Genomic DNA, 22,553 nt, shown 5'->3' with positions numbered 1-22,553 from the left:
ATTCGATAGCTCTTATGAGGTTCAAGTCTTGGACTCTTCAAAATCAACTCAAGTACACTTTTAACCAGTATATGTTTTATCGTAGGACAAGAACTTAACTATTCTTATTAGCAGTTGACTTTAATCGAACGAACGTTTATCATAGATGCATGAGACATAAAGATGAGAATAAAAGTGAACGCATTTTTAATGCTTCGATCCAGCTGATAAATGAACTTGGATTATCGGAAACTTCGATGTCCAAGATTGCAAAAAAAGCCGGTGTATCAGCTTCGACGATTTACGTATACTTTGAGAATAAGGAGGATATGCTGAATAAATTATATTTGAGTATCAAAAAGGAAATGAGTTTGGAAGTGTTTTATGATTACAATGAATCTATGCCGTTAAAAACAGCATTCGAACATGCGTTAGGAAAATTTATTGACTTTGTTTTGACGCATAAAGATGAGTTTTTATTTCTGGAGCAATTTTCAAATTCACCACTCCTTGATAGATTGTCCCGTAATGAGGGATTGGAATATTTTGAGCCTCTCATTAAATTATTTGAAAAAGGCAAAAGCCAGAATGTTTTCAAACAAGTGGATACGAGCCTACTCCATATGTTCATGTTTAACCCGGTGATGCAATATGTTAAAGAATATTTTGGTGGTCGATTAGAATTGAAACAAGAAAGCTTGAACGAGATCGTTCAAATGACCTGGGATGCTTTAAAAGCTTAAATCAGACGTTCAGAGGGAGCTATGTGTAATTAGAAGTTTACAAAACAATTCCCTCTGCTTTAAGTGGTTAGATATTAATCGAATAATCGTTTATTATCGTGCGGGTGTGACGAATTGGCGAGGGTGTATTATAAAGTTAAATAAACGAATGTTCGATTATAACTTAAATTAAGAAAGAAGGCTACACATGATGAACCTGATTGAAAAAGGAATATTCGAAGGCGAACGCCCCTTATATAAAATTGCTAATGTACAAATCAAGCATAGTGAATTTTTAGCTGGAGAATCTGCAGTTAAAGAGAGCCGGGATCTGAAAGTATCAGATTGCAGCTTTTCCGGTAAATATCCGTTCTGGCATAACAAAGATATAGACATTCAGGATAGCTATTTCTCGGATGGCGGCCGGGCAGCGATATGGTACAGCAGTCATGTCCGGATGACCAATTGCAAAGTGGATGCGCCTAAGATCTTTAGGGATGCCCAGAACATCACCATCCACAAGACGATCATGGATACGAATGAGACTTTATGGGACTGCGAGAATGTTAAGATCTCGGATTCTGAATTTAAAGGGAATTACTTACTGCTGCACGGCTCCGATATTGAACTTGATCATTTCAAATTAGATGGTGACTACTCCTTCCAGCATGTGAAAAAAGGTGTTGTGCGTAATTGTGTGATCACCTCGAAGGATGCCTTTTGGAATACAGAGGATATTACGGTTTATGATTCAGTTTTAGAGGGAGAGTATCTGGGGTGGTACTCCAAAAATCTAAGACTGGTTAACTGTAAAATCATTGGCACACAGCCCTTGTGTTATGCCGAGAACCTCATCCTTGAAAATTGTGAAATGATGGATACGGACTTATCCTTCGAGTATTCGACTGTGCACGCAACGATCTTGAATACAATCGACAGTGTTAAAAATCCGATCAGCGGCATGATCAGAGCAGAAGGTATTAGAGAGCTTATATTGGATGACCCTGAGCTGGATTATTCCAATACGCAGTTTATTACCAAAATAAACAATGAAGAAGCGGAGGAGGCCATACGTTGAGGTATGATTTTGATCAGATCATTGACAGAAGAAATACCAATAGTGTGAAATGGGACTCCACTCCAGAAGATGTCTTGCCTATGTGGGTGGCTGATATGGATTTTCGAACAGCTTATCCAGTTATTCAAGCACTTGAAAAAAGAGTGCAGCATGGGGTTTTCGGATATGCCAGCATCCCGGATGCCTATTATGAAGCAGAGGTAAGCTGGTGGGCGAAGAGGCATCATATCAAAATCAAAAAAGAATGGATTGAAGTCAGCACGGGTGTCATACCTTCGCTTTCGGCCGTTGTGCAGGCTTTTACAGAGCCCGGAGATAGGGTGCTGATTCAATCACCTGTCTACAATTACTTTAATAGCTCAATTACGAATAACCGCTGCGAGGTAGTACAAAATGAACTGAAGTACACCGGGGAATCCTATGAAATTGATTTTGAGGATTTTGAACAGAAAGCTGCAGATGAAAAGGTGAAGGTCTTCATACTTTGTAATCCCCATAACCCTGTGGGAAGAGTGTGGAGCATAAGTGAGCTGCAGCGCTTGGGAGAAATATGCTTAAAATATAATGTCCTTGTTGTCGTTGATGAAATTCATAGGGACTTGATATATAAAGGGAACAAACATATTCCATTTGCATCAGTGAGTGAATTGTCTTTGATGAATTCCATTACCTGCACAGCACCAAGTAAAACCTTTAATCTCGCCGGGCTCAAGACATCAAATATCATCGTAGCCAATGAGGAATACAGAAATAGAGTAAACCGTTCAATCAATGTCAATGAAGCAATTGAACCTAATGCTTTTGGAATTGAAGCCCTGATTGCCGCCTACAACGAAGGTGAAGAGTGGCTGGATCAATTATTGGATTATCTTCAAGGGAACGTGGATTACTTAATCTCCTTCGTCAATGAGAGGATTCCAGAACTGAAGGTCGTGATCCCTGAAGCTACTTATCTGGTATGGATGGATTGCAGCAGTCTTGGTATCGGTTCTGAAGAGCTTTGCAACAAGGCTTTCGAAGAAGGTCGCTTAAGAATCAATGATGGCCCTACCTATGGTGAAACGGGGGAAGGATTTATTCGCATGAATATTGCTTGCCCCAGAGCGTTGTTGTTAGAAGGACTGGAACGGTTAGAGCGTGTTGTGAAATCCTTACATCAAAAAACCTGAAATGAAATGGAGGAAACACCTTGAAGAAATTATTAACACCTATGTTTTCGATGCTGATGTTATTTTCACTGGCTGCCTGTGGGGGCGGTAATAGCACTGAAACGGTTAGCAACAGTGGAAATACCCCGCCATCGACTGCTCCAGCCTCTGCCCCGGTCCCGACCGAAAGTATTGCGTCCAGTGGCGAACAACAGCCGGAAGGTGAGAACGGGAAAACTCTCGTTGCCTATTTCTCCCGCGTGGGAACTTCCTCCCTCAGTGAAGACGTAGATGCTGTTACTTCTGCGAGCTTAAGAATTGGGGATGAGGGGTTAATCGGAAATACGAAAGTGGTTGTTGACATGGTTCAGGATGTCGTTGACGGCGATGAGTTCCAGATTGTAACCGTGGAACCCTACCCTGGTGATTTTGAAGAAACGACAGACTTAGCACTGGAGCAGCAGAAGGCAGACGCTAGGCCTGAACTGGCAACCCATGTAGAAAATATGGATGAGTATGATGTGATATTTCTTGGTTATCCCAATTGGTGGGGGACAATACCAATGCCCGTATATACATTTTTGGAGGAATATGATTTCTCCGGAAAAACGATTATTCCATTCATTACCCACGATGGAAGTAGTCTGGGACGAAGTGTGAACGACATCCGTGAGCTTGCCCCGGAGGCCAATATTCTGGATGGCCTTGCCGTCCAGGGAAATCGTGCAGAAGATGCACAAGATGAGGTGAACAAATGGTTACAAGAAATCGGGATTGTGAATTGAGAATGTTAAAAAAAGGGGGTGAACTTGATAAAGCCCAAAATGATCGTTCGATTATCTATCGATACCATCATGACTGTGTTGTTTATAATCATGATGGCTTATCGTTTGACGGGTAACACCGCCCACGAGTGGACAGGCATAACTTTGTTTACCCTTTTTATCATTCATAATGTACTGAATTTGAATTGGTATAAGGCAATTTTTAAAGGGAAATATTCGGCGGTTCGTGTCATTCGTACTGCGGTCAATCTTTTGCTCCTGCTCGTTATGCTGGGCATGATGGTGAGTGGACTTATCATCTCACAAACCGTTTTTTCCTTGATTCAATTCATAAGCATTGATTTTGGCCGAAAGCTGCATCATTTGTCAGCCTACTGGGGATTTGTCCTGATGTCCATTCATCTTGGACTGCACTGGGGAATGATTATGGGAGCAGCACGGAGGATGAGGAGAAATCCCAAGGCAAGTAGGACACTAGTTCTCAGCCTTCGCCTGGTTGCTGTACTGATTGCTGGTTATGGCATATACGCTTTTTTTAAGAGAAAAATCGGTCAATATCTAGTCTTATATTATTCGTATTCCTTCTGGGATTATGAGCAGTTAGCAGTGCTCTTTTTTATAGATTTTATAGCTATCATGGGACTCAGTGTCTTTATTACGTACTATGTTATGAAGCGCATCCAGAAAAGCAAAAGGTAATTCTTATTCGGGCATAGGGGGATAGATGAAAGTGTTGTTGTAAAGCATAAAACTTAAGATCAAAGAAAACGAATAATACATCAAACTTAGAAATGAAAGAGGTTAAATAATGAACGTAAAATATAACAAGCTACTTGAATCCCTTACACTTAACAATGGAATCACCCTTAGAAATCGAGTTGTTATGTCGCCTATGACTACGTGGTCCAGTAATGACGATTACACGATTTCTGATGAAGAAGTGAAATATTATGAAAAAAGAGTAAACGGTGTAGGTCTGATTATCACGGGATGTACACATGTCCAGCCAAACGGTATAGGTTTTACGCATGAATTTGCAGGCTATGACGATACCTTTATTCCAAGTTTACGAAAGTTGGCCGATGCGGCGAAAAGTGGAGGAGCTGCTGCAGTGCTTCAGATTTTCCACGCGGGGAACAAAGCGCTGGCGGCGTTAACTCCTAATGGAGATGTAGTAAGTTCTAGTGCCCTAGAGACTGAAGCTACGGCATTTGCTCCTTCTGTTACGCCAAGAGCATTGTCACATGATGAAATACTGGAAGTGATCCACGCATTTGGCGAAACCACAAGACGCGCCATTGAAGCCGGATTCGATGGTGTTGAAATTCATGGCGCACATGGATTTTTAATGCAGAACTTCTTCTCTCCATTCTTCAACAGACGCGAAGATCAATGGGGAGGATCATTAGAGAATCGCCTGCGGTTCCCGCTAGCAGTCATTCAGGAAATGAAAACCGTGATTCAAAAGCATGCAACAAAACCGTTTATTTTCGGTTACCGGGTTTCTCCTGACGAACCCATGGAAGGTGGTCTGCGCATGAAGGATACCTATACATTGATTGATCGCCTGATTGAAGAGGGAGTGGATTATGTGCATGCTTCACTCGTAGATGCACTCTCATCAAAACCTGTAGATAGTCAGGATGAAAAAACGTATCTCGAACTCATTGTGGAACATGTAGGCGGCAGATTACCTGTTATGGCTGCTGGTTCGTTAGTTACTCCGGATCAGGTTGTAACAGCCCTAGATAAGGGGATTACTCTGGCAGCCATTGGTCATGCCTTAATTATAAATCCAGACTGGGTAGGAAAGGTTCAGGAGGGTAAAGAAGCTGAACTTGAGACAGCTATTAAGATTTCAAAAGTAAGCGAGCTTGAGCTTCCGGAAAAACTATGGAATGGAATTCAAGCTTCAGGCCCGTGGTTTAAGATCGAAGAATGAAAATATCGATCAGCCTGAGTAATACAACCGGACTGACGTAGGAGATCCTTAAGGAGGAGATAAAATGAAATCACGAAAACTCGGAAAATTAGAAGTTTCTGAATTAGGATTAGGGTGTATGAGCATTAGCGCCAACTACGGCCCTCCTGCAGATAAAGAGCAAGGAATTAAGACCATTCGTTCTGCCTATGAAAGAGGCATCACTTTCTTTGATACAGCAGAAGTTTATGGTCCATACACAAACGAAGAACTGGTTGGAGAAGCGCTTGCACCTTTCCGCGATAATGTAGTGATTGCAAGCAAATTTGGTTTTGACCTTGAAGGCTCAGAGGGCCTTAACAGCCGGCCGGAACAAATCAAAAAAGTGGTAGAGGCTTCATTAAAGCGACTTAAAACGGACCGCATTGATCTCTATTACCAGCACCGGGTAGATCCCAAAGTACCAATTGAGGAGGTAGCTGGTGCGATTAAAGATCTCATCACGGAGGGGAAGATTTTGCACTTTGGTCTCTCTGAGGCGAGTGCTAAGACTATCCGAAGAGCGCATGCTGTGCAGCCCGTTACAGCAATTCAGAGCGAATATTCGTTTATGGAAAGAGCTCCTGAACAGAATGATGTACTTAAAACTTGTGAGGAGTTAGGTATCGGGTTCGTCCCATGGGGTCCCGTTGGAATGGGTTATCTTACTGGTCAAATCAATGCTGACACAAATCTTGACCCGAAAACGGACCTTCGAGCTGAATTTGAGCGCTTTACTTCTGAAAATATAACAGCAAATATGCCGATTATTGATTTGCTAAGAAGATTCGCAGAAAAAAAAGACGCTACACCAGCTCAGATTTCTCTTGCATGGCTTTTGGCGCAGAAACCATGGATTGTTTCAATTCCAGGTACGCGTAACATTGACCACCTGAACGAGAATTTAGGGGCAATAAAAATCCAACTAACTTCAGCAGAACTTCACGAGCTTGAAACAGAGTTCTCGAAAGTCAAAGTGCACGGTGGGCGTATGTCTGAAGAGCACATGCAAGTTGTTGAATAAACAGTTTAATCATGTTTAATTAGAGAGGAAGTTACTTATATGTCCGATATCCAAGATAGGATTGTAATTATTACAGGTGCCTCCAGTGGGATTGGTGAAGCAACTGCAAAAGAACTTGCATCCAAGGGTGCAAAAGTAATCTTGGCGGCTCGTCGTGAAGACCGTTTACAAAAGCTGCAGCAAGAGATCGAAAGTAGTGGGGGGCAAGCAGTTTATAAAGTAACAGATGTTGCCTCACATGAACAAATGGAAGAGCTGGCCGCGTATGCTCTTAAAGAGTTTGGAAAAATAGATGTTATGGTCAACAATGCTGGAGTAATGCCGCTCTCCCCAGTTCATGAGAAGAAAATTCATGAATGGGATGCGATGATTGATATTAACATCAAGGGTGTCCTATATGGTATAGCTGCTGTTCTTCCATCCATGAGAGAACGAAAAGAAGGGCATATTATTAATGTTTCCTCTATAGCTGGTCACTTAGTATTCCCTGCTAGTGCAGTCTATAGTGGTACAAAATTTGCTGTGCGTGCCATTACGGAAGGTCTCCGTATCGAAGAGTGCGGCAATAATATTCGTACGACCATCATCTCGCCAGGATCTATTGCCACAGAATTAACTCAAGCCATTTCTGGTTCAGAATTAAAAGCGGCCATTATAGAAGAAACCAAAATTGCAATTGAACCTGCAAGCATTGCTCGTGCCATTGGATTTGCAATCGAACAACCAGCAGATGTAGCGGTTAATGAAATGATTGTCCGTCCAACCATTCAACAACTCTAAAAAACATAAAGCGATCAATTTGGAGGAAATAAAAAAGATAGATAAAAAAGTATGGTTTATTACAGGTGCAGGACGAGGTATGGGTGTAGACATTGCAAAGGCAGCTCTGGCAGCCGGCTATCAGGTCGTCGCAACAGGCCGCAACACAGACAAGGTTACTCAAGCGATAGGTGCGTCGGACAATCTTTTGGTCGTTCAACTTGATGTGAACAAACTGTCAGACGCTGAGGCAGCTGTCAAAGCAGCGATAGAAAAGTTTGGTCGAGTTGATGTATTGGTTAATAACGCGGCTAACTTCTATGCGGGTTACTTTGAAGAGTTGAGCCCAGCTCAGATCGAGAAACAGATTAACACTAACCTGATCGGTCCGATGAATGTTACACGAGCTGTGCTGCCCGTCATGCGTAAAGCTCGCTCTGGTCACATTATCTCGATTTCTTCGCTCGCCGGTCTAATAGGACAAGAGTTTTGTTCCGCGTATGCTGCTTCCAAGTTCGGCCTCGAAGGTTGGATGGAGTCCTTGCGCTTCGACGTGGAGCCATTTGGTATTCATACCACCGTCGTTGAGCCTGGTTTCTTCCGTACAGAGCTACTGGAACCAGAGTCGACCAACTGGCCAGAGCTGAGCATCGATGACTATGCTGAGCGTACGACACAAACCCGCGCTATGTGGGAATCGATGAACGGTAAGCAAGGTGGCGATCCAGCTAAGCTCGCAAAAGCACTCCTTACCATTGCAAGCGAGGAGAAGCCGCCACTACGCTGGATTGCTGGTGCCGATGCGGTTGCTGCTTTTGAGCAGAAGCTTGTGGAGCTTCAGGAACAGATTAACGCTTATCGGGACCTGTCCACCGACCTCTCATATGAATAAATAGTTACTTGAACGGCTGAATAATATCTTCTAAAAAATAGTGCAGCTACCTCAGAGTATAACTTTGGGGTAGCTACTTTTGAATTGAGAGAAATTGAAAATAAGTGATCCTCAAAAGGGGCTAAGAGTATATCATGAGGGTTGATTTTTTATCGGTTTTGGGAGACTGAATTGAATTGGAAATTATTAAGCGATGAAACTAGTTATGTACGTTCACGATCAGTGAAAAAAATCAAGAATAGTAAAGCACGAGCATTCAGAAAATTCTTTGTGCTTATTGGAGGTTAATTTTGTGTCGTTCTGTTGTGTAAGATGTTTTCAAGATAATTACATTCGCAATAAAATTTTTAGTAATAAAAGAGTTGGTAGCTGCAGTTATTGCGGTAATAAGTCGCAAAGTGTTATAGCTGTAGGAAGAGTTAACACCAGAATTCGAAGTGGTTTTTTCAATCTATGATAGGTCACAACAAGGTGGACATTGGGAAATAATTAGGCCCCCTAGTTATGAATACGATATTGATGAAGTGATTTTTAGTAATCTAAGGCCGTTGTATCAACATATTCAGAATGATTGGTCCATTTTTTTCTGAAACTTTAACAGACGAAAATCGAAAAAAACTATTATCGGATATATACAGTTCTTCAAGAGAAAAAGACGATTGGTGTATTGGCTATGGTAGTGAGGATGTAGAAGATGTGCAGTGCGCAATATTTTACGATAATATTATAACTAATGATGATAAAAGCTCTCTTTGGGAGAGGTTTTGTTTGGAGATCAAAACTCATAATCGCTTTATCTTAGACTTTACATCAGATGTAGATTTTGTGGATTTACTAAACTCGAAACGTATTAAACTAAAAGCAGAAGATTGTTTTTTCATGCTAGGATTGGTTATGAATTAGTTGATAATGTTACAGTTCCTTACAGTAATAATGAATTGGGTATAGCTCCCTCGAGATTAGTATCAGATGGTCGAGCAAATCCTAAGGGGATATCGTATTTGTACACTTCGTCTGATATAGACACGGCTGTTTCTGAGGTTCGTCCATGGAAAAATGCACTTGTTAGTGTTGCGACCTTTGAACTTAAACAGGAAGTGGAGATAGTTGACCTAACCTTGTCTAAAATTGAATCACCTTTTCAGATAGTTGATCTTCGAAGAGCTATTCAATTGCAACAATTGCTTGATGCGATAAGTATGGAGTTTTCAAAACCCGTGAGTCCATCAGATTCAGGAATTGATTATATTCCAACACAATATATTGCTGAATTTAATTAAAGCAAATGGATATGCAGGCTTTAAGTTTAAAAGTTCAATTGCTGATGGAGATAATTTTGTTTTTTTCAAAGAGAATATTTTAAAAATCGTGCGTTCATCTCTGCACAGAGTTGACGAGATAAAAATCAGCCAGTCAACAATCTAATTTAATATTTATTAGATTAATGGGAATGAAAAAAATTCATGTTGGCTTTTCGGATATATTAGTACCTGCTTAAATCAAGGGGAACAATTTATCTCAGTTATAATTGATAAAAACACAACAAATCTCATCTATAATTGTCATTTGTCTCAAATGGACATAAAAAAAGCGCCGATTTCGGCGCTTTTTAGTCTCAACTATAAAGGTTACTCACAGTGAGTAACCTTTATAGTTGAGACTGTTTTATATGATAACTGAGACAGGTTTACAAAATGACGATTTCCAACCCTTGAAACACCGGAAGTGCTGATGTATCAAGCGTAATCACAATCAGGTTGCTTTGCTGAAAGATTAGGATTTCACAAGGTAAGCTTAGTAAAATAGAACAGGGTAAAACTAAGCCGTCAACAGGTACTGTCAGGAGTAATTAAACCCCGTGTTTTGGGCTTGGCGGCATAGGAAGTGATTCTGCCTGTGATTATTTAATCTCATCTCATTATCAGTTGAATTCTGGATTATAAATAAACTCGGGGACTCACAGTTAAGCTGAAACTCGCCGAAGCTTCTTAAAGATTGGGACATTCTTTTGGTTTTAACCTAGAGTGTCTTTTGGCATTCTTGAAAAGAATAATCGTAGATACTTGATGTGGTTGCTCCATTAGGAATTAAAGACCCTGTTTGATTAAACTCCAGATGCGCTCAAACCTATCTTGGTAGTCTGGGGAATTCCAGGATTCTTTGAAGGACGGGAGACTAAACACCGCAAACGCGGATAGAATCGCCTCTGCCCGCTCTAAGTGGGGATCTTGATAGTCCATGAAGCCATCGATAATCTGGTAGGAGTCCCAGAGAACATCGCGTAATACCAATGGATTGCTGTCCACATATTGTGTATTAAGGGCGAACATTTTGGGATTTTCGTTATAAGCGCGTTTTTTTGCGTTAACAAAGGACCAGAGCCAGTCGTGGAGCACATCCCTTGGCGTGGCTAAATTAGATGTGTCTATTTTGATTTGTTCTGAAATCATCCGGTTGAACCAGCTCTTAGACACAGCTGCCCAGAGCTCTTGCTTATTTTTAAAATGTTTATAGAGCGCTGCATGGGTGATACTTAATTCATCCGCAATTTGAGAGAGCGTCACTTCGGATTTTTCCGTACGTTCAATTAATGCCTCCGCTGTTTCAATAATAAGCTCTTGTGTGATTTTAGCCATTTGTTTTGGCAGGTGAACATGGTTTTTTTGAAGCAAACATTTGCTATCAAGCCCCAGCGTAACACCATGCTGCCAACCCTTCTTTCTTTAATGAATTCATTAATCATCGTGTATACACCTGGTTGTAGTATAGCATAAAATAATAGTCAGTAACAATTGTTGACTTTTGTAACCTGGGGTATTATGCTTATTGCGTAAGTTACAAAAACGAATGAATGTTACTCATTATTTTGTGCATGGGAGGCCATGAGTTATGAAAGCAGCACAGATTACTAAATATTCCAAACAGTTCAAAGTTGAAGTGAACGATATTCCAATCCCGGGAATACGTGATAACGAAGTCTTGGTTAAGGTGAAAGCAGCGGCAGTTAATCATTTGGAACTGCTTATCGCTACCGGGAGCGTGAAGTTAATCCAGGATTATGAGTTCCCATTGGTACTCGGTAACGAGCTCACAGGTATTATTGAAAAGGTTGGCAAGAAAGTCCAGAACTTCAAAGTTGGCGATGCAATTTATTCACGCCTGCCACTACAAAAAATTGGTGCATTTGCGGAATACGCGGCGATTAATGCGGATGCCATCGCACATTTACCTGTTAATCTGGATTTTGTGACCGGCGCGGCTGCGCCTTTAACAGGATTGACTGCCTATCAAGGTTTGCATGAAGAGTTAGCTGCTAAAGCTGGCGAAAGTGTGTTTATTCCCGGGGGCTCTGGTTCATTTGGCCAAATGGCTATTCCTATCGCCAAAAGCATGGGGCTCAAGGTCATCGTCAGTGGAAATCCACAAGCACGTGAACGGACAATGGAGGCTGGAGCTGACCAGTACATTGATTACACGACTGAGAACTATTGGGAACAACTTAGTGATCTTGATTATGTGATTGATACCTTGGGACCAAGCGAATTTGATCATGAACTTTCCATTATTAAAGCAGGCGGTCGCCTTCTTTCTTTGCGGACCGGCCCTAACAAACGTTTCGCCGAAGCTATGGGCTTGCCAGGTTGGAAACAAAAGCTCTTCACCATTGCTGGGGCCAAGTATGATCACAAAGCCAAGAAGAAGAAAATTCAATATCATTTCATTTTTGTTCGCAGTGATGGAGAACAATTGAAGAGAATTACAAAGATTATTGAAGAGAACGGAATTGTACCAGCGGTGGACCCCACAGAATTCCATATTGAAGATATTAACGAAGCACTGAATCTTGTTGCTACAGGTCATCCCAAAGGAAAAGTCATTATTCAATTTTAAGGAGAGTATCCAATGCAGGCTGCACAAATCTCGCGGTACTCCAGAATATTGGATATGTTGCAGTGGATGCAGCGATTGTTGCTAAAAAACCAGTCAAATTTTCCTTTAGAGAAGCAGCGGCAGTGCCACTGTCTGCTTTAACGGTCGTTCAGGCGCTAGCTATCTTAGATGTTCAGCAAGGCGGTAAAGTATTCATCTCTGGCGGTACGGGGGGGTTTGGTCAGATTGCTGTTCCTTACGCGAAGTCACAAGGACTGTTTGTGACAGTTAGTGGGAGTAGATCAGCGCGGGCATTGGCGGAGCGACTCGGGGCAGATGAGTTTATCGACTATACTACGCAGGACTATACCGAGATACTGGCAGACTATGATTATGTTATTGATACCCGAGGCGTTAGCGAAATTTTTAAACAAATGAAGATACTGAAGTCAGGTGGCAAATTACTGTCGTTAAACGCTGGCCCCAATGCCCGTTTCGCTAGTCAAAGCGCAGATTGGTCAACGGGGAAGAGGATTCTTTTCGCTTTACTGGGGGCACCTTTTGATGGGCTTGCCAAATCGCAAAGCAAAAGTTATGACTTCATATACGTGCAGCCGAATGGCAAGCAATTAGCAGCTTTCACAAAGTATCTTGAAGAAGCAAACATTAAGCCGGTGATTGATTCTGTGTACCCCTTTGACCAAGTGAATGCCGCGATTGCTAAAATTGCGACAGGGCATAGCCAAGGGAAAGTCATATTGAAAGTAGATGATGAAGAATGAAACTAAAAAATAGAACAATATTGGTGACTGGCGGTACTTCCGGGATTGGTTTTGCTTTTGCTAAACGTTTGCTCGATATGGGAAATACGGTGATCATAACGGGGCGCTCGCAACAACGAATCGACCAGACCGTAAAGAACAATCCCGGACTTATTGGGATGGCCGCAGATGTTAGTGATCCCAATAGCGTTGAGCAGCTTGCTAAAGAACTAAGGATTCACTACCCGAAACTGGATATTATTTTTAATAATGCTGGTATTATACACGAATTTGACTTGTTTGATGAAGCAGTTACCTACGAGCATCTTACCGCTGAAATCGCCACAAATTTGAATGGGACAATCTATATCACCAAGGCTTTATTGCCACTGTTAGCCCAACAACAGGAGGCGATGATTGTTAACGTTAGTTCACTACTTGCTAATATTACAGTTGCCAACGCACCGGCTTATTCTGCAACGAAGGCTGGGATTCATATGTTCAGTGATGCATTACGTGAGCAAATCCGGGCTAAAGGAAAAAACATTCATGTGATGGAACTTTGTCCACCCGTTATTTCTGAAACCAATCTCACAGACACTTTTGACGAAGGCTTTTTGAATAAGATGATCTCTTTGCCATTAGCAAAACTTGTTAATGTCGGTGTTAAAGGGATGGAAAAAAACAAAATACGCGTAAATGCCGGTTTTACGAAAGTTATGCGCTTTTCCATGAAGTTCGCTCCGGATTTCATCACGCATACTTGGGGTCAAATGCTTCTTAAATCAAATTAATACGAGAATAGTTAAAATTATAGGTCGTATAAAGCTAATGCACTAGGTGGTAATATAAAAATTCTTTACCGATCGTTCTCAATATGTTATGTTGAATAACAGGGAGGGAATAGAATGGCAAGGAGCAAAGAATTCGAAGAGAATGTGGCATTAGAAAAGGCGATGAAGCTCTTTTGGGAACAAGGTTACGAGAAGACATCTATGACGGATCTGGTCGAGCATATGGGAATTCATCGAAGAAGTTTATATGACACATTTGGCGACAAGCATACGCTGTTTTTGAAAGCAATGGACCGATTTCACGATAAAGTAAGTACTAAGCTTGTAGGCGAAGTTAAGCGCTCTAAGACTGCAACTGAGGCACTTCAGCTTATTTTTAGTTTCGTGATATGTGGTGAAGAAGATTCACCTTCCGGTTGTTTGATGGTAAATTCAGCGGTGGAATTGGCAATGCGTGATGCTGAGGTGGATATAAAGACCACAGAATTGTTTGCATTATCCGAACAGCTGTTCAAAGATATTATTCTGTGGGGACAGCAGGATGGAGAGTTTAGCTCAGATTATAATGCCGACGATCAAGCGAATCATCTGCATGCAGTCTATGTAGGGTTAAGGGTAATGGCAAGAACCTCCATACGCAAAGAAAAATTGCAGCGTATAGCCGATGTATCGATTAAACTTTTATCTAGCATATAATTCCCTTTGCACTTTCTAGTATGATCGTTCTTAAAACGTTTCTCTTTCCTTCTCTTGCATTAAGATTACCTTCATAAATGGTCTATTATTTTGAAATTATTAGAACGATCATTCCCGTATGGTGAGGCCTTTCTAAACCTGGAACTTTTTAAAAGTGAGTCACTGTTTGCTGAGTTTTAGGAGGGACTGTACTCAAATAATGAATAAAAGGAGCTAATACAATGAACATTTCTGAACAAGTCGCATTTGTCACTGGAGCAAACCGAGGTTTAGGCCTCCAGCTCACCCTTGAACTTCTATCTAGAGGAGCTAAAGTTTATGCTGGTGCAAGAAATCCGGAGACCATTGATATTCCAGGCGTTATACCGGTAAAGCTTGATATTACCAACCCTCAAGAGGTTGCAGCAGCTGCCATCCTTGCTAAGGATGTTACGCTTTTAATCAACAATGCAGGATCATCAACAGGCGCTTCTTTGCTGGAAGGGGATGTGGAAAAAATACAGTTGGAATTTGATACGCATTTCTTCGGTACGCTATCCATGGTTCGATCTTTTGCACCGGTCATTGAAAAAAACGGGGGAGGATCGATTTTGAATATTCTTTCCGCATTGTCTTGGTTTAGTTCGGGAACTGCAGGTGCTTATACAGCTGCGAAGGCTGCAGCATGGGCATTGACGAACGATTTACGTTTAAACTTGTATCCTCATAATGTCAGAGTAGCAGGATTACATGTAGGCTTTATGGAGACAGACATGACAACCGGTATAGATGTTCCCAAATCGAACCCTGCAGATATTGCAAAAATAGCTATTGATGGCATAGAATCTGGCAGCTTTGAAATTATTGCGGATGATACCAGCCGGATGATACAAGGTGGACTTGCAGGTGGCGTTCCTGCGTTATACCCACAACTTTCGTAATAACAATTTCGATGTTAACTTAATTTAAAGAGGAGTGTACAAAATGGAAAAAATATGGAGTAATACGAAAATTGGGAACCTGGAATTGCCACATCGTTTGGCGATGGCACCAATGACACGCAGCAGAGCGGAAAGTGATGGTACACCAGGAGAATTAAGCTCCCTTTATTATGCTCAAAGAGCATCTATGGGACTCCTTATTACGGAAGGCGCACAGCCTTCTGATGATGGTCAAGGATACTTATGGTCACCGGGAATCTATACTGAACAGCATATAGAAGGTTGGAGGAAGGTTACGGATGCAGTGCATGAAGCAGGTGGATTTATGTACATCCAATTAATGCATGCCGGTCGTATGTCGCATCCCGACAATACACCCCATCATCGTCAACCCGTTGCACCATCTGCAATTGCTCCCGGTGTTCAAATGTTTACAGCCACTGGAATGCAGGACATACCCGTTCCGCGCGAGTTAAGTAAAGAGGATATTCAAACGACCATTGCCGATTTCCGAAAAGCAGCAGCAGCAGCTATTGAAGCCGGTGCGGATGGCGTTGAAATTCATGGAGCAAATGGATATCTCATTAATCAATTTATCGGAGAAAATTCGAATACTCGGACGGATGAGTATGGGGGATCTATAGAAAATCGTGCTCGCTTCGCGATTGAAGTTACGAAAGCCGTCGTCGAAGAGATTGGAGCAGAAAGAACAGGCTTCCGTATTTCGCCAGGGACACCTCTTGGGGGGATTCAAGATGGAGAACAAGGTCCAGAACTGTATCTCTACCTTGTAAAAGAGTTAGCTAAACTGGAATTAGCTTATCTCCATGTGATGCATCTTGGAAACGAAAAACTGCTCCATGATATTCGTTCCATTTGGACAAATCCACTATTAGTCAATCGGGCTGGGCGTGCTCTGGAAGATCTAAGTATCGATCTTGATAATGGCCTGGCTGATATGGTACCGGTCGGTGCATGGTCATTAGCTAATCCGGATTTAGTAGAGCGGCTTAAATCAGGAGCTCCATTAAATGAAGCAGATCCTACAACTTTCTTCGGGATCGGAAGCAAAGGTTATACTGACTATCCTACATTGAAAGAATTGGAATCACAGAAGGGCTAAGTATTGGGTGTATCAAAAAATCAATGTTGCCCAGATATTTATATTACAAGTGGTCTATAAACTGGTAAATACCGTTTTGGGGAAGCCATTTCCTCCGATTCAAGAGCAGCCACCTTTGCGGGAAGTTTGCAATCCATTGTTGATCCTAATCGGGAAGAAAACCGCAGCAAGTTTGAAGCCATAGCTAAACTCCAAACACTGGCAGATGAGGCAGGATTGACTATACCGCATCTTGCCATGGCATTTACGCAAGCTCATTCTTCCATTACATCAGCAATTGTTGGGGCTAGGACAATTGAGCAGCTTCGTGAAACCTTAAAGGGTAGCGACATCTGATTAAGTAAAGATATTCTGGATGCGATCGATTCTATTGTCCCACCTGCAGTAACTCTGGACGCGATGGAAAAAGGTTGGACTCCGGGGTGGTTACAAGCAGACAAACGAAGAATTCTTCGTTAAGCATATTTAAAAGATGTGAAGGATAAAATCAAGCACCTCGCTTGATTTTATTTGCGTTTTACACTTTAGTTTGCGGATCAGTCACTAAAATGTATAATGATTGCTTGAGGTGATTACATTGGCAAGACCCAAAGAATTTGAAATAAATGAAGTGTTAGATAAAGCAATTCAACTGTTTTGGGTGCAAGGTTATGAAAAAACTTCAATGCAAGATTTAGTGGACTATATGGGAATCCACAGAAGAAGTATCTATGACACTTTTGGAGATAAGCACACTTTATATATGAAAGCATTACAACGGTATGAGTCAACTCAAAACAAGAAAATGAGGTTCTTGGTTGATAAGCAAGAACCGGTAAAGGAATTGATCCGGCAATTCCTAGAGTCCTCGATAAGGAAAGAAGGAGAACCTCAAGGATGCTTAATTGTTAACTCGGGTGTTGAGCTGGGGGTACTAGATCCCGAAGTTGCCTCTCTTGTTGAAGACAGCTATTCAAAAATGGAGGAATTGTTATATGACCTCGTTAAGACTGGCCAGCAAAGAGGGGAGCTTAAAGCTTCACTGGAGCCAGAGGCTGCTTCTCAATATTTATTGAATGCTTGGTTAGGACTGCGTACCATGGTGAAAACAGCAACGGATCAACGAAAATTATCAAATATTATTCAAACCATACTCAATACTCTAGATTGAAATTTCTTAAATGGATTAAATAGCTCTCAATGAAAAACAAAAGAATAGTAATTTATATAACTGTAATTTCCTGAGAGAGTGTCAGGATAGTTTAAATAGACCGAAGAACTAAGAAGATAAGAACAAGTGGAATCTATATACTTTACTTAAGGATGTGTACTGTAAAATACAATATTTCATTGGAAATACCCCTCCAGATGAATATAAAGATAAAATAGTGGTATGGCCTTATCCACCGCAGGAAATGGCAGAAAAAGTGGGGGATCTATTAGAAAGGATTATATAGATCTTTTTCAACATATGTTTGAGACAGTACGTGCCCCTGATTCGTCAGAAATACTGATGGATCAGGGGTTTTCTATTTGCGCCCGCCCGTGTGGAGGAACGTGGGAATTTTCCCGTACATCTGATACTTTTCCCGGTTTAATAAGCGCTTTCCTAACTTCCTCCAAATGTATTGTTAGCGTTTTCTCATGGTGATATCCTCTGTTCATGGCCATAAAGAAAACACTTACAGAAGGAGATTAGAGATATGGGTATCGTACTGGCGCGAATTGATCAACGCTTGATTCATGGAATTGTGGTAACGCAATGGGCGGGACATACAAGAGCCAAACGGCTGATGGTCGTGGATGATGTTGTAAGTCAGGATGAAGTCCAAAAAACGGCGATGCGTATGAGCAAGCCTGCCGGAACCGGGATGTCGATCATTGATACGGATACGGCCATTACCAACTTCAATGCTGGAAAATATGACGACCATAATGTTTTATTGGTTGTTCGAGAACCTGAAACGTTACTGAAGCTTGCTGCGGGCGGCGTTCACATTCCGAAGGTAAATGTCGGGATCATCTTTGACGGCGAAGGCAAAACAACGGTAAAGAAGATGGTTTCGGTCAATGAAAAAGAAGTAGCCGATTTAAAAGCTTTAAAAGAAAAAGGAATTCCAGTCACCTTTCACTTTGTGCCGGGAGATGCCGAAGAACCACTGGAAACCTATATCAAATAACCAAGCAGGAAGAGGATAAAACATGGAGATTATACAAGCGATACTCATTGTTGCATTAGCCTTCTGGATGGTTCTGGACCAGCAGGGCTTCGTCATTACAACCTGGTTCCCATCCATTATCGGAATGATTGCCGGATTTATTATGGGCGATGTCCCTACGGCCATGGTCATAGCCGGGACTTTCCAATTGATGGCCTTAGGGGTAGCTAATATAGGCGGGTCCTCCGTACCCAATTACGGTCTTGCGACACTTGTCGGGATTTACGTAGCTATCCGTACAACCGGTGATATTGAAAATGCGAAAGCTATAGCCTTAGCAGTTGGGGTGCCTGTCGGAATGCTTGGTATTCAATTGGATGTGCTGGGCAAGATCCTCAATTCCTATGTGTCTCATGCGGCTCAAAAAGCGCTAAACGAAGGAAAATTCGCCAAAATGAACCGTATTTTCTGGATTGGGCCTCTTATTTTTGGTTTAACCACAGCGATTCCCACCTTACTTTGTGTAATCTTCGGAGATAAGATCGTGAAGGTGCTGCTGGATGTCGTTCCGAAATGGTTTACAGACGGATTATCCATAGCCGGGTCCATGCTGCCGGTAGTCGGGATTGCCTTGCTGCTTCAGTTTATGCCAGTGAAGAAATACCTGACGATGCTCTTGATTGGCTTTGTGATTTCCGCGTATCTGGGCCTGCCGATCCTGGGAATTGCCATTTTAGGCTTCGCCTTTGCCTATTATTTCTTCACCCAAAAAATGAATAGTACACCTGCGGCGGCTGCGGCGGGGAACGGCAATACCTCAGTTGAAGGAGACGAATTCGATGAGTAACGCAGAACCGGCAACAAATAATGTAACGAAAAGAGACATCCGCGCAGCAGCCATCCGGTATATGTTCATGGCTTGTAACACCTTTAATTACGAGAACCAGCAGGCTCCGGCGGTTGTGTTTGGACTGAACAAGGTTTTACGCAAAATCCATAAAAAAGATGAGGACTATAAAGCATCTTTAAATAATCATTTCAATTACTTCAATACCACGACCTGGATGGCCAATCTCCTCCTGGGAGCCTCGGTAGCGATGGAACAGAAGGATGGCATCCAATCGAAGGATGCAGTTCAAGCGTTTAAAACGGGGATGATGGGACCGCTTGCCGGTGTTGGAGATACGCTTGTTTGGGTACTGTACCCAACGATTATGGGGTCAATTGCCGGATATATGGGCTTACAGGGAAATCCGACAGGTGCGATTATTTGGTTGCTGCTTAATATCGTCTTCTTCTTTTTCCGGATTAAATTGTTTGATGTGGGCCACACCTCCGGATTGAAATTAATCACTGCCCTCGGCGACAGATTAAATATCTTTACTGAAGCAGCCTCCATCATGGGGTTAACCGTTGTTGGCGCATTAATTCCAGCCGTTGTCAAAATGAATATTCAGCTTAAGTATCAAACGGGAGAAGTCACGCTGCCCATTCAAACCGAAATTCTGGACAAGATTATGCCGGCGCTGCTGCCGGCGGTATTGACCCTTGTCGTCTATAAGTTGATCGGGTCGAAGAAGCTCAGCCTCACAAACATCATATTTTTGATCATTGCTTTAGCGTTAGTCTGCTCTTACTTTGGAATTTTGGGTGTTTAATCGCTAAAGACCAGAAAGGAAAGGGAACCAAACATATGCGAAAAATTATCATTGCCAGCCACGATAGAATGGCAGAAGGTATAAAAGAAACTTTAAACTATATAACTAAAGGTATAGGTAATGTTCATGCCCTTTCAGCGTACCTGACCAACACACCGGTTAAGGAAGAAGTCAAAGAATTGTTAGGCGATGTGGGGGAAGAAGATGAAGTAGTGGTGTTCACGGACTTGCTCGGAGGATCGGTTAATCAGGCATTCGCACCATATATGACCCACCCGCACTTCCACATCATAGCGGGAATAAATTTACCGGTTATCATTTCCGTACTGGTTCAGCCTGATGATGAATATTTAACAGCCGATCAAATTCTTAATGCCGTGAATGAAGCAAGGGAACAGTTAGTATATGTAAATGACTTCGTCGCCAATATGCCAAAAGATGATGAAGAAGATGAATGAGATGAATGAGATGATGAATGAAAAAGATTGGTGGAAAAAAAGCGTCGTTTACCAAGTTTATCCGCAAAGTTTTAAAGATACAACTGGAAGTGGTATAGGTGATCTAAACGGAATTATTGAAAAACTCCCGTATTTAGCGGATTTGGGCATTAGCGTGATCTGGTTGAATCCGATTTATCAATCACCCCTGGTGGATAATGGATATGACATTGCAGATTATTATAATATCAATCCCGAATACGGGACGATGGATGATTTTAAACGGCTTTTGGATCAAGCGCACCTCTTAAATATTAAGATTATTATGGACTTGGTGGTTAATCATACGAGCGATCAGCATGAATGGTTTAAGAAGTCATGTGAATCGCGGGACAATGAGTTTTCAGACTTTTACATTTGGAAAGACCCAAAAGAAGATGGAAGTGTGCCCACGAATTGGGGCTCGACCTTTGGCGGTCCGGCCTGGGAGTATGTCGAGAGCCGCGGACAATTTTATCTGCATCTGTTTGCCAAAGAACAGCCGGATTTGAACTGGGAGAATCCCAAGGTCCGTGAAGCGATTTATGATATGATGAAATTCTGGTTCGAGACGGGAATCGACGGTTTCCGGATGGATGTAATCAGCTTAATCAGTAAACGTCAGGATTGGCCGGATGCACCGGAGGATGCAATCTATACCAAATCGTATTATATTGGTGCTTCTAATGGACCGCGTGTCCACGAATTTCTCCATGAAATGAATCAAGAAGTATTAAGCAAATATAACATTATGACCGTTGGAGAGACAGCAAATACAAATAGTGACCAAGCGGTTTTATACACAGACCCGGATCGGAAGGAATTAAATATGGTCTTCCATTTCGATCACATGCATCTGGATTACGGACCCTTTGGAAAATTCTCAGACATCCGTTTCAAGCTGAGCGATTTACGGGACGTTATGACAGAGTGGCAGGACAAACTGGAAGGCAGGGGATGGAACTCCCTTTATTGGAGCAATCATGATCAGCCGCGTGCAGTTACCCGCTTTGGAAATGACACAACCTATCGGGTAGAATCTGCAAAAATGTTAGGAACCCTCCTTCATATGATGAAAGGTACGCCTTATATTTATCAGGGAGAAGAGCTGGGAATGCGCAATGTCCGCTTCGCTTCTTCAGATCAGTATAAGGATATTGAAACCTATTGTATGAAGGAAGAATTTGAGGAAAAAGGACTTCCGGAAGCGTACATTAAAGAGTCCATCTTCTTGAAGTCGCGTGATAATGCGCGCACACCGATGCCATGGAATGGATCGGATAATTATGGATTTACAAGCGGAACGCCGTGGATTGATTTCAGCCCGGATAACGACTGGATTAATGTGGAGGATTGCTTGGCCGATCCAAACTCGGTGTATTACCATTACAAAGAACTGATCCGTCTACGGAAAGAGCTTCCGGTTGTGGTTGACGGAGTATATGAACTGATTCATCCATACGATTCCGCTGTCTACGGGTATACGCGTACCCTGGATCAGCAGAAGTTAGTAGTCATCTGCTCCTTCTCCGAGAGAAAAGTTAATTATAAATTGCCTGAGGAGCTGAAGCACTCCTTCGGCAGATTGTTACTATCCAATTATCCGGATACCCGGAAAGAGCTGGGCAACCTGGAGCTTCGTCCGTATGAAGCTGTAATTTATTTTATTGAAGAATAAAGAACTGACAATAGGACTAGACTAGTAGAGAATTGCCTCTTACTAGTCTTTTTTGCTGTATACTAAAAAAGGATCTGATCCAATACATTTTT

25 protein-coding genes are annotated in these 22,553 nt (G+C 42.0%); 24 read left to right on the top strand and 1 reads right to left on the bottom strand.

Translation table 11 applies throughout. The features are described 5' to 3' along the window. Nucleotides 1-149 precede the first annotated feature (149 nt). The 11 genes from EH198_RS19470 (at nucleotide 150) to EH198_RS19425 (ending at nucleotide 9,627) form a co-directional block, all read left to right on the top strand. Nucleotides 150-722 carry a TetR/AcrR family transcriptional regulator gene (locus EH198_RS19470; RefSeq protein ID WP_124697185.1) on the top strand — a complete coding sequence of 191 codons (573 nt, stop codon included), beginning with the start codon at nucleotides 150-152 and terminating at the stop codon, nucleotides 720-722. Nucleotides 723-912: 190 nt separating this feature from the next. Then, on the top strand, nucleotides 913-1,779 hold the full coding sequence (locus EH198_RS19465; protein ID WP_124697184.1) for a DUF3737 family protein: 867 nt from the start codon (nucleotides 913-915) through the stop codon (nucleotides 1,777-1,779). Then, on the top strand, nucleotides 1,776-2,948 hold the full coding sequence (locus EH198_RS19460) for a MalY/PatB family protein (RefSeq protein ID WP_124697183.1): 1,173 nt from the start codon (nucleotides 1,776-1,778) through the stop codon (nucleotides 2,946-2,948). Before EH198_RS19465 ends, EH198_RS19460 begins: the two co-directional genes overlap by 4 nt. Before the next feature lie 20 nt (nucleotides 2,949-2,968). Beyond that, on the top strand, nucleotides 2,969-3,712 hold the full coding sequence (locus EH198_RS19455) for a flavodoxin (RefSeq protein ID WP_221621550.1): 744 nt from the start codon (nucleotides 2,969-2,971) through the stop codon (nucleotides 3,710-3,712). 24 nt (nucleotides 3,713-3,736) lie between these two features. Further along, nucleotides 3,737-4,411 carry a DUF4405 domain-containing protein gene (locus EH198_RS19450; RefSeq protein ID WP_124697182.1) on the top strand — a complete coding sequence of 225 codons (675 nt, stop codon included), beginning with the start codon at nucleotides 3,737-3,739 and terminating at the stop codon, nucleotides 4,409-4,411. A gap of 109 nt (nucleotides 4,412-4,520) precedes the next feature. Then, nucleotides 4,521-5,654, top strand: coding sequence for an NADH-dependent flavin oxidoreductase (locus tag EH198_RS19445; RefSeq protein ID WP_124697181.1), 1,134 nt, complete (start codon nucleotides 4,521-4,523; stop codon nucleotides 5,652-5,654). Between the two features lie 64 nt (nucleotides 5,655-5,718). After that, nucleotides 5,719-6,696 (top strand): aldo/keto reductase, encoded by a 978-nt coding sequence (locus EH198_RS19440; protein ID WP_124697180.1) that lies wholly within the window; start codon nucleotides 5,719-5,721, stop codon nucleotides 6,694-6,696. Nucleotides 6,697-6,735: 39 nt separating this feature from the next. After that, complete coding sequence (locus EH198_RS19435; RefSeq protein WP_124697179.1) at nucleotides 6,736-7,476, top strand: SDR family oxidoreductase; 741 nt, start codon at nucleotides 6,736-6,738, stop codon at nucleotides 7,474-7,476. After that, complete coding sequence (locus tag EH198_RS19430; protein WP_246014452.1) at nucleotides 7,448-8,347, top strand: SDR family NAD(P)-dependent oxidoreductase; 900 nt, start codon at nucleotides 7,448-7,450, stop codon at nucleotides 8,345-8,347. Before EH198_RS19435 ends, EH198_RS19430 begins: the two co-directional genes overlap by 29 nt. Nucleotides 8,348-8,914: 567 nt before the next feature. Then, nucleotides 8,915-9,250, top strand: a complete 336-nt coding sequence (locus EH198_RS24395) for a hypothetical protein (RefSeq protein WP_148091520.1) — start codon at nucleotides 8,915-8,917, stop codon at nucleotides 9,248-9,250. Beyond that, nucleotides 9,217-9,627, top strand: a complete 411-nt coding sequence (locus tag EH198_RS19425) for an RES family NAD+ phosphorylase (protein WP_124697178.1) — start codon at nucleotides 9,217-9,219, stop codon at nucleotides 9,625-9,627. The genes EH198_RS24395 and EH198_RS19425 overlap by 34 nt, the downstream gene beginning before the upstream one ends. 807 nt (nucleotides 9,628-10,434) lie before the next feature. On the opposite strand, the gene EH198_RS19420 is transcribed toward EH198_RS19425, so the two are convergent. Beyond that, complete coding sequence (locus EH198_RS19420) at nucleotides 10,435-10,983, bottom strand: TetR/AcrR family transcriptional regulator (RefSeq protein WP_124697225.1); 549 nt, start codon at nucleotides 10,981-10,983, stop codon at nucleotides 10,435-10,437. Between the two features lie 253 nt (nucleotides 10,984-11,236). Between EH198_RS19420 and EH198_RS19415 the strand changes: the two genes are divergently transcribed. The 13 genes from EH198_RS19415 to EH198_RS19355 all read left to right on the top strand — a co-directional run bounded on the left by EH198_RS19415 (nucleotide 11,237) and on the right by EH198_RS19355 (nucleotide 22,461). Then, nucleotides 11,237-12,238: an NADP-dependent oxidoreductase gene (locus EH198_RS19415; RefSeq protein ID WP_124697177.1), complete on the top strand. Its 1,002-nt coding sequence runs from the start codon at nucleotides 11,237-11,239 to the stop codon at nucleotides 12,236-12,238. A 62-nt stretch (nucleotides 12,239-12,300) separates the two neighbouring features. Next, complete coding sequence (locus tag EH198_RS19410) at nucleotides 12,301-12,999, top strand: zinc-binding dehydrogenase (protein WP_185702979.1); 699 nt, start codon at nucleotides 12,301-12,303, stop codon at nucleotides 12,997-12,999. Then, the gene (locus EH198_RS19405) at nucleotides 12,996-13,772 is read left to right on the top strand and encodes an SDR family oxidoreductase (RefSeq protein ID WP_124697175.1); all 777 of its coding nucleotides are present in this window, start codon (nucleotides 12,996-12,998) and stop codon (nucleotides 13,770-13,772) included. The genes EH198_RS19410 and EH198_RS19405 overlap by 4 nt, the downstream gene beginning before the upstream one ends. A gap of 114 nt (nucleotides 13,773-13,886) precedes the next feature. Then, the gene (locus EH198_RS19400) at nucleotides 13,887-14,468 is read left to right on the top strand and encodes a TetR/AcrR family transcriptional regulator (RefSeq protein WP_124697174.1); all 582 of its coding nucleotides are present in this window, start codon (nucleotides 13,887-13,889) and stop codon (nucleotides 14,466-14,468) included. 221 nt (nucleotides 14,469-14,689) lie between these two features. After that, on the top strand, nucleotides 14,690-15,388 hold the full coding sequence (locus EH198_RS19395; protein ID WP_124697173.1) for an SDR family oxidoreductase: 699 nt from the start codon (nucleotides 14,690-14,692) through the stop codon (nucleotides 15,386-15,388). A 43-nt stretch (nucleotides 15,389-15,431) separates the two neighbouring features. Further along, nucleotides 15,432-16,511 carry an alkene reductase gene (locus tag EH198_RS19390; RefSeq protein WP_124697172.1) on the top strand — a complete coding sequence of 360 codons (1,080 nt, stop codon included), beginning with the start codon at nucleotides 15,432-15,434 and terminating at the stop codon, nucleotides 16,509-16,511. Nucleotides 16,512-16,637: 126 nt separating this feature from the next. Further along, nucleotides 16,638-16,847, top strand: a complete 210-nt coding sequence (locus EH198_RS25210) for an aldo/keto reductase (RefSeq protein WP_246014450.1) — start codon at nucleotides 16,638-16,640, stop codon at nucleotides 16,845-16,847. 241 nt (nucleotides 16,848-17,088) lie between these two features. Next, complete coding sequence (locus EH198_RS19380) at nucleotides 17,089-17,661, top strand: TetR/AcrR family transcriptional regulator (protein ID WP_124697171.1); 573 nt, start codon at nucleotides 17,089-17,091, stop codon at nucleotides 17,659-17,661. Between the two features lie 532 nt (nucleotides 17,662-18,193). Then, the gene (locus EH198_RS19375; RefSeq protein WP_124697170.1) at nucleotides 18,194-18,670 is read left to right on the top strand and encodes a PTS sugar transporter subunit IIB; all 477 of its coding nucleotides are present in this window, start codon (nucleotides 18,194-18,196) and stop codon (nucleotides 18,668-18,670) included. A gap of 22 nt (nucleotides 18,671-18,692) precedes the next feature. Next, nucleotides 18,693-19,496: a PTS mannose/fructose/sorbose/N-acetylgalactosamine transporter subunit IIC gene (locus EH198_RS19370; RefSeq protein WP_124697169.1), complete on the top strand. Its 804-nt coding sequence runs from the start codon at nucleotides 18,693-18,695 to the stop codon at nucleotides 19,494-19,496. Then, nucleotides 19,489-20,307, top strand: a complete 819-nt coding sequence (locus tag EH198_RS19365; protein ID WP_124697168.1) for a PTS system mannose/fructose/sorbose family transporter subunit IID — start codon at nucleotides 19,489-19,491, stop codon at nucleotides 20,305-20,307. Before EH198_RS19370 ends, EH198_RS19365 begins: the two co-directional genes overlap by 8 nt. Before the next feature lie 35 nt (nucleotides 20,308-20,342). Then, nucleotides 20,343-20,765 carry a PTS sugar transporter subunit IIA gene (locus tag EH198_RS19360; protein ID WP_124697167.1) on the top strand — a complete coding sequence of 141 codons (423 nt, stop codon included), beginning with the start codon at nucleotides 20,343-20,345 and terminating at the stop codon, nucleotides 20,763-20,765. After that, complete coding sequence (locus tag EH198_RS19355) at nucleotides 20,758-22,461, top strand: alpha-glucosidase (protein ID WP_281278023.1); 1,704 nt, start codon at nucleotides 20,758-20,760, stop codon at nucleotides 22,459-22,461. Before EH198_RS19360 ends, EH198_RS19355 begins: the two co-directional genes overlap by 8 nt. Nucleotides 22,462-22,553 lie beyond the last annotated feature (92 nt).

Origin of the sequence: Paenibacillus rhizophilus (genome assembly GCF_003854965.1) — a bacterium.
In the GTDB taxonomy this organism is placed as follows: domain Bacteria; phylum Bacillota; class Bacilli; order Paenibacillales; family Paenibacillaceae; genus Paenibacillus_AQ; species Paenibacillus_AQ rhizophilus.
The sequence above is the reverse complement of the archived record's forward strand: the minus strand, read 5'-3'. Positions and strand labels throughout refer to the sequence as shown.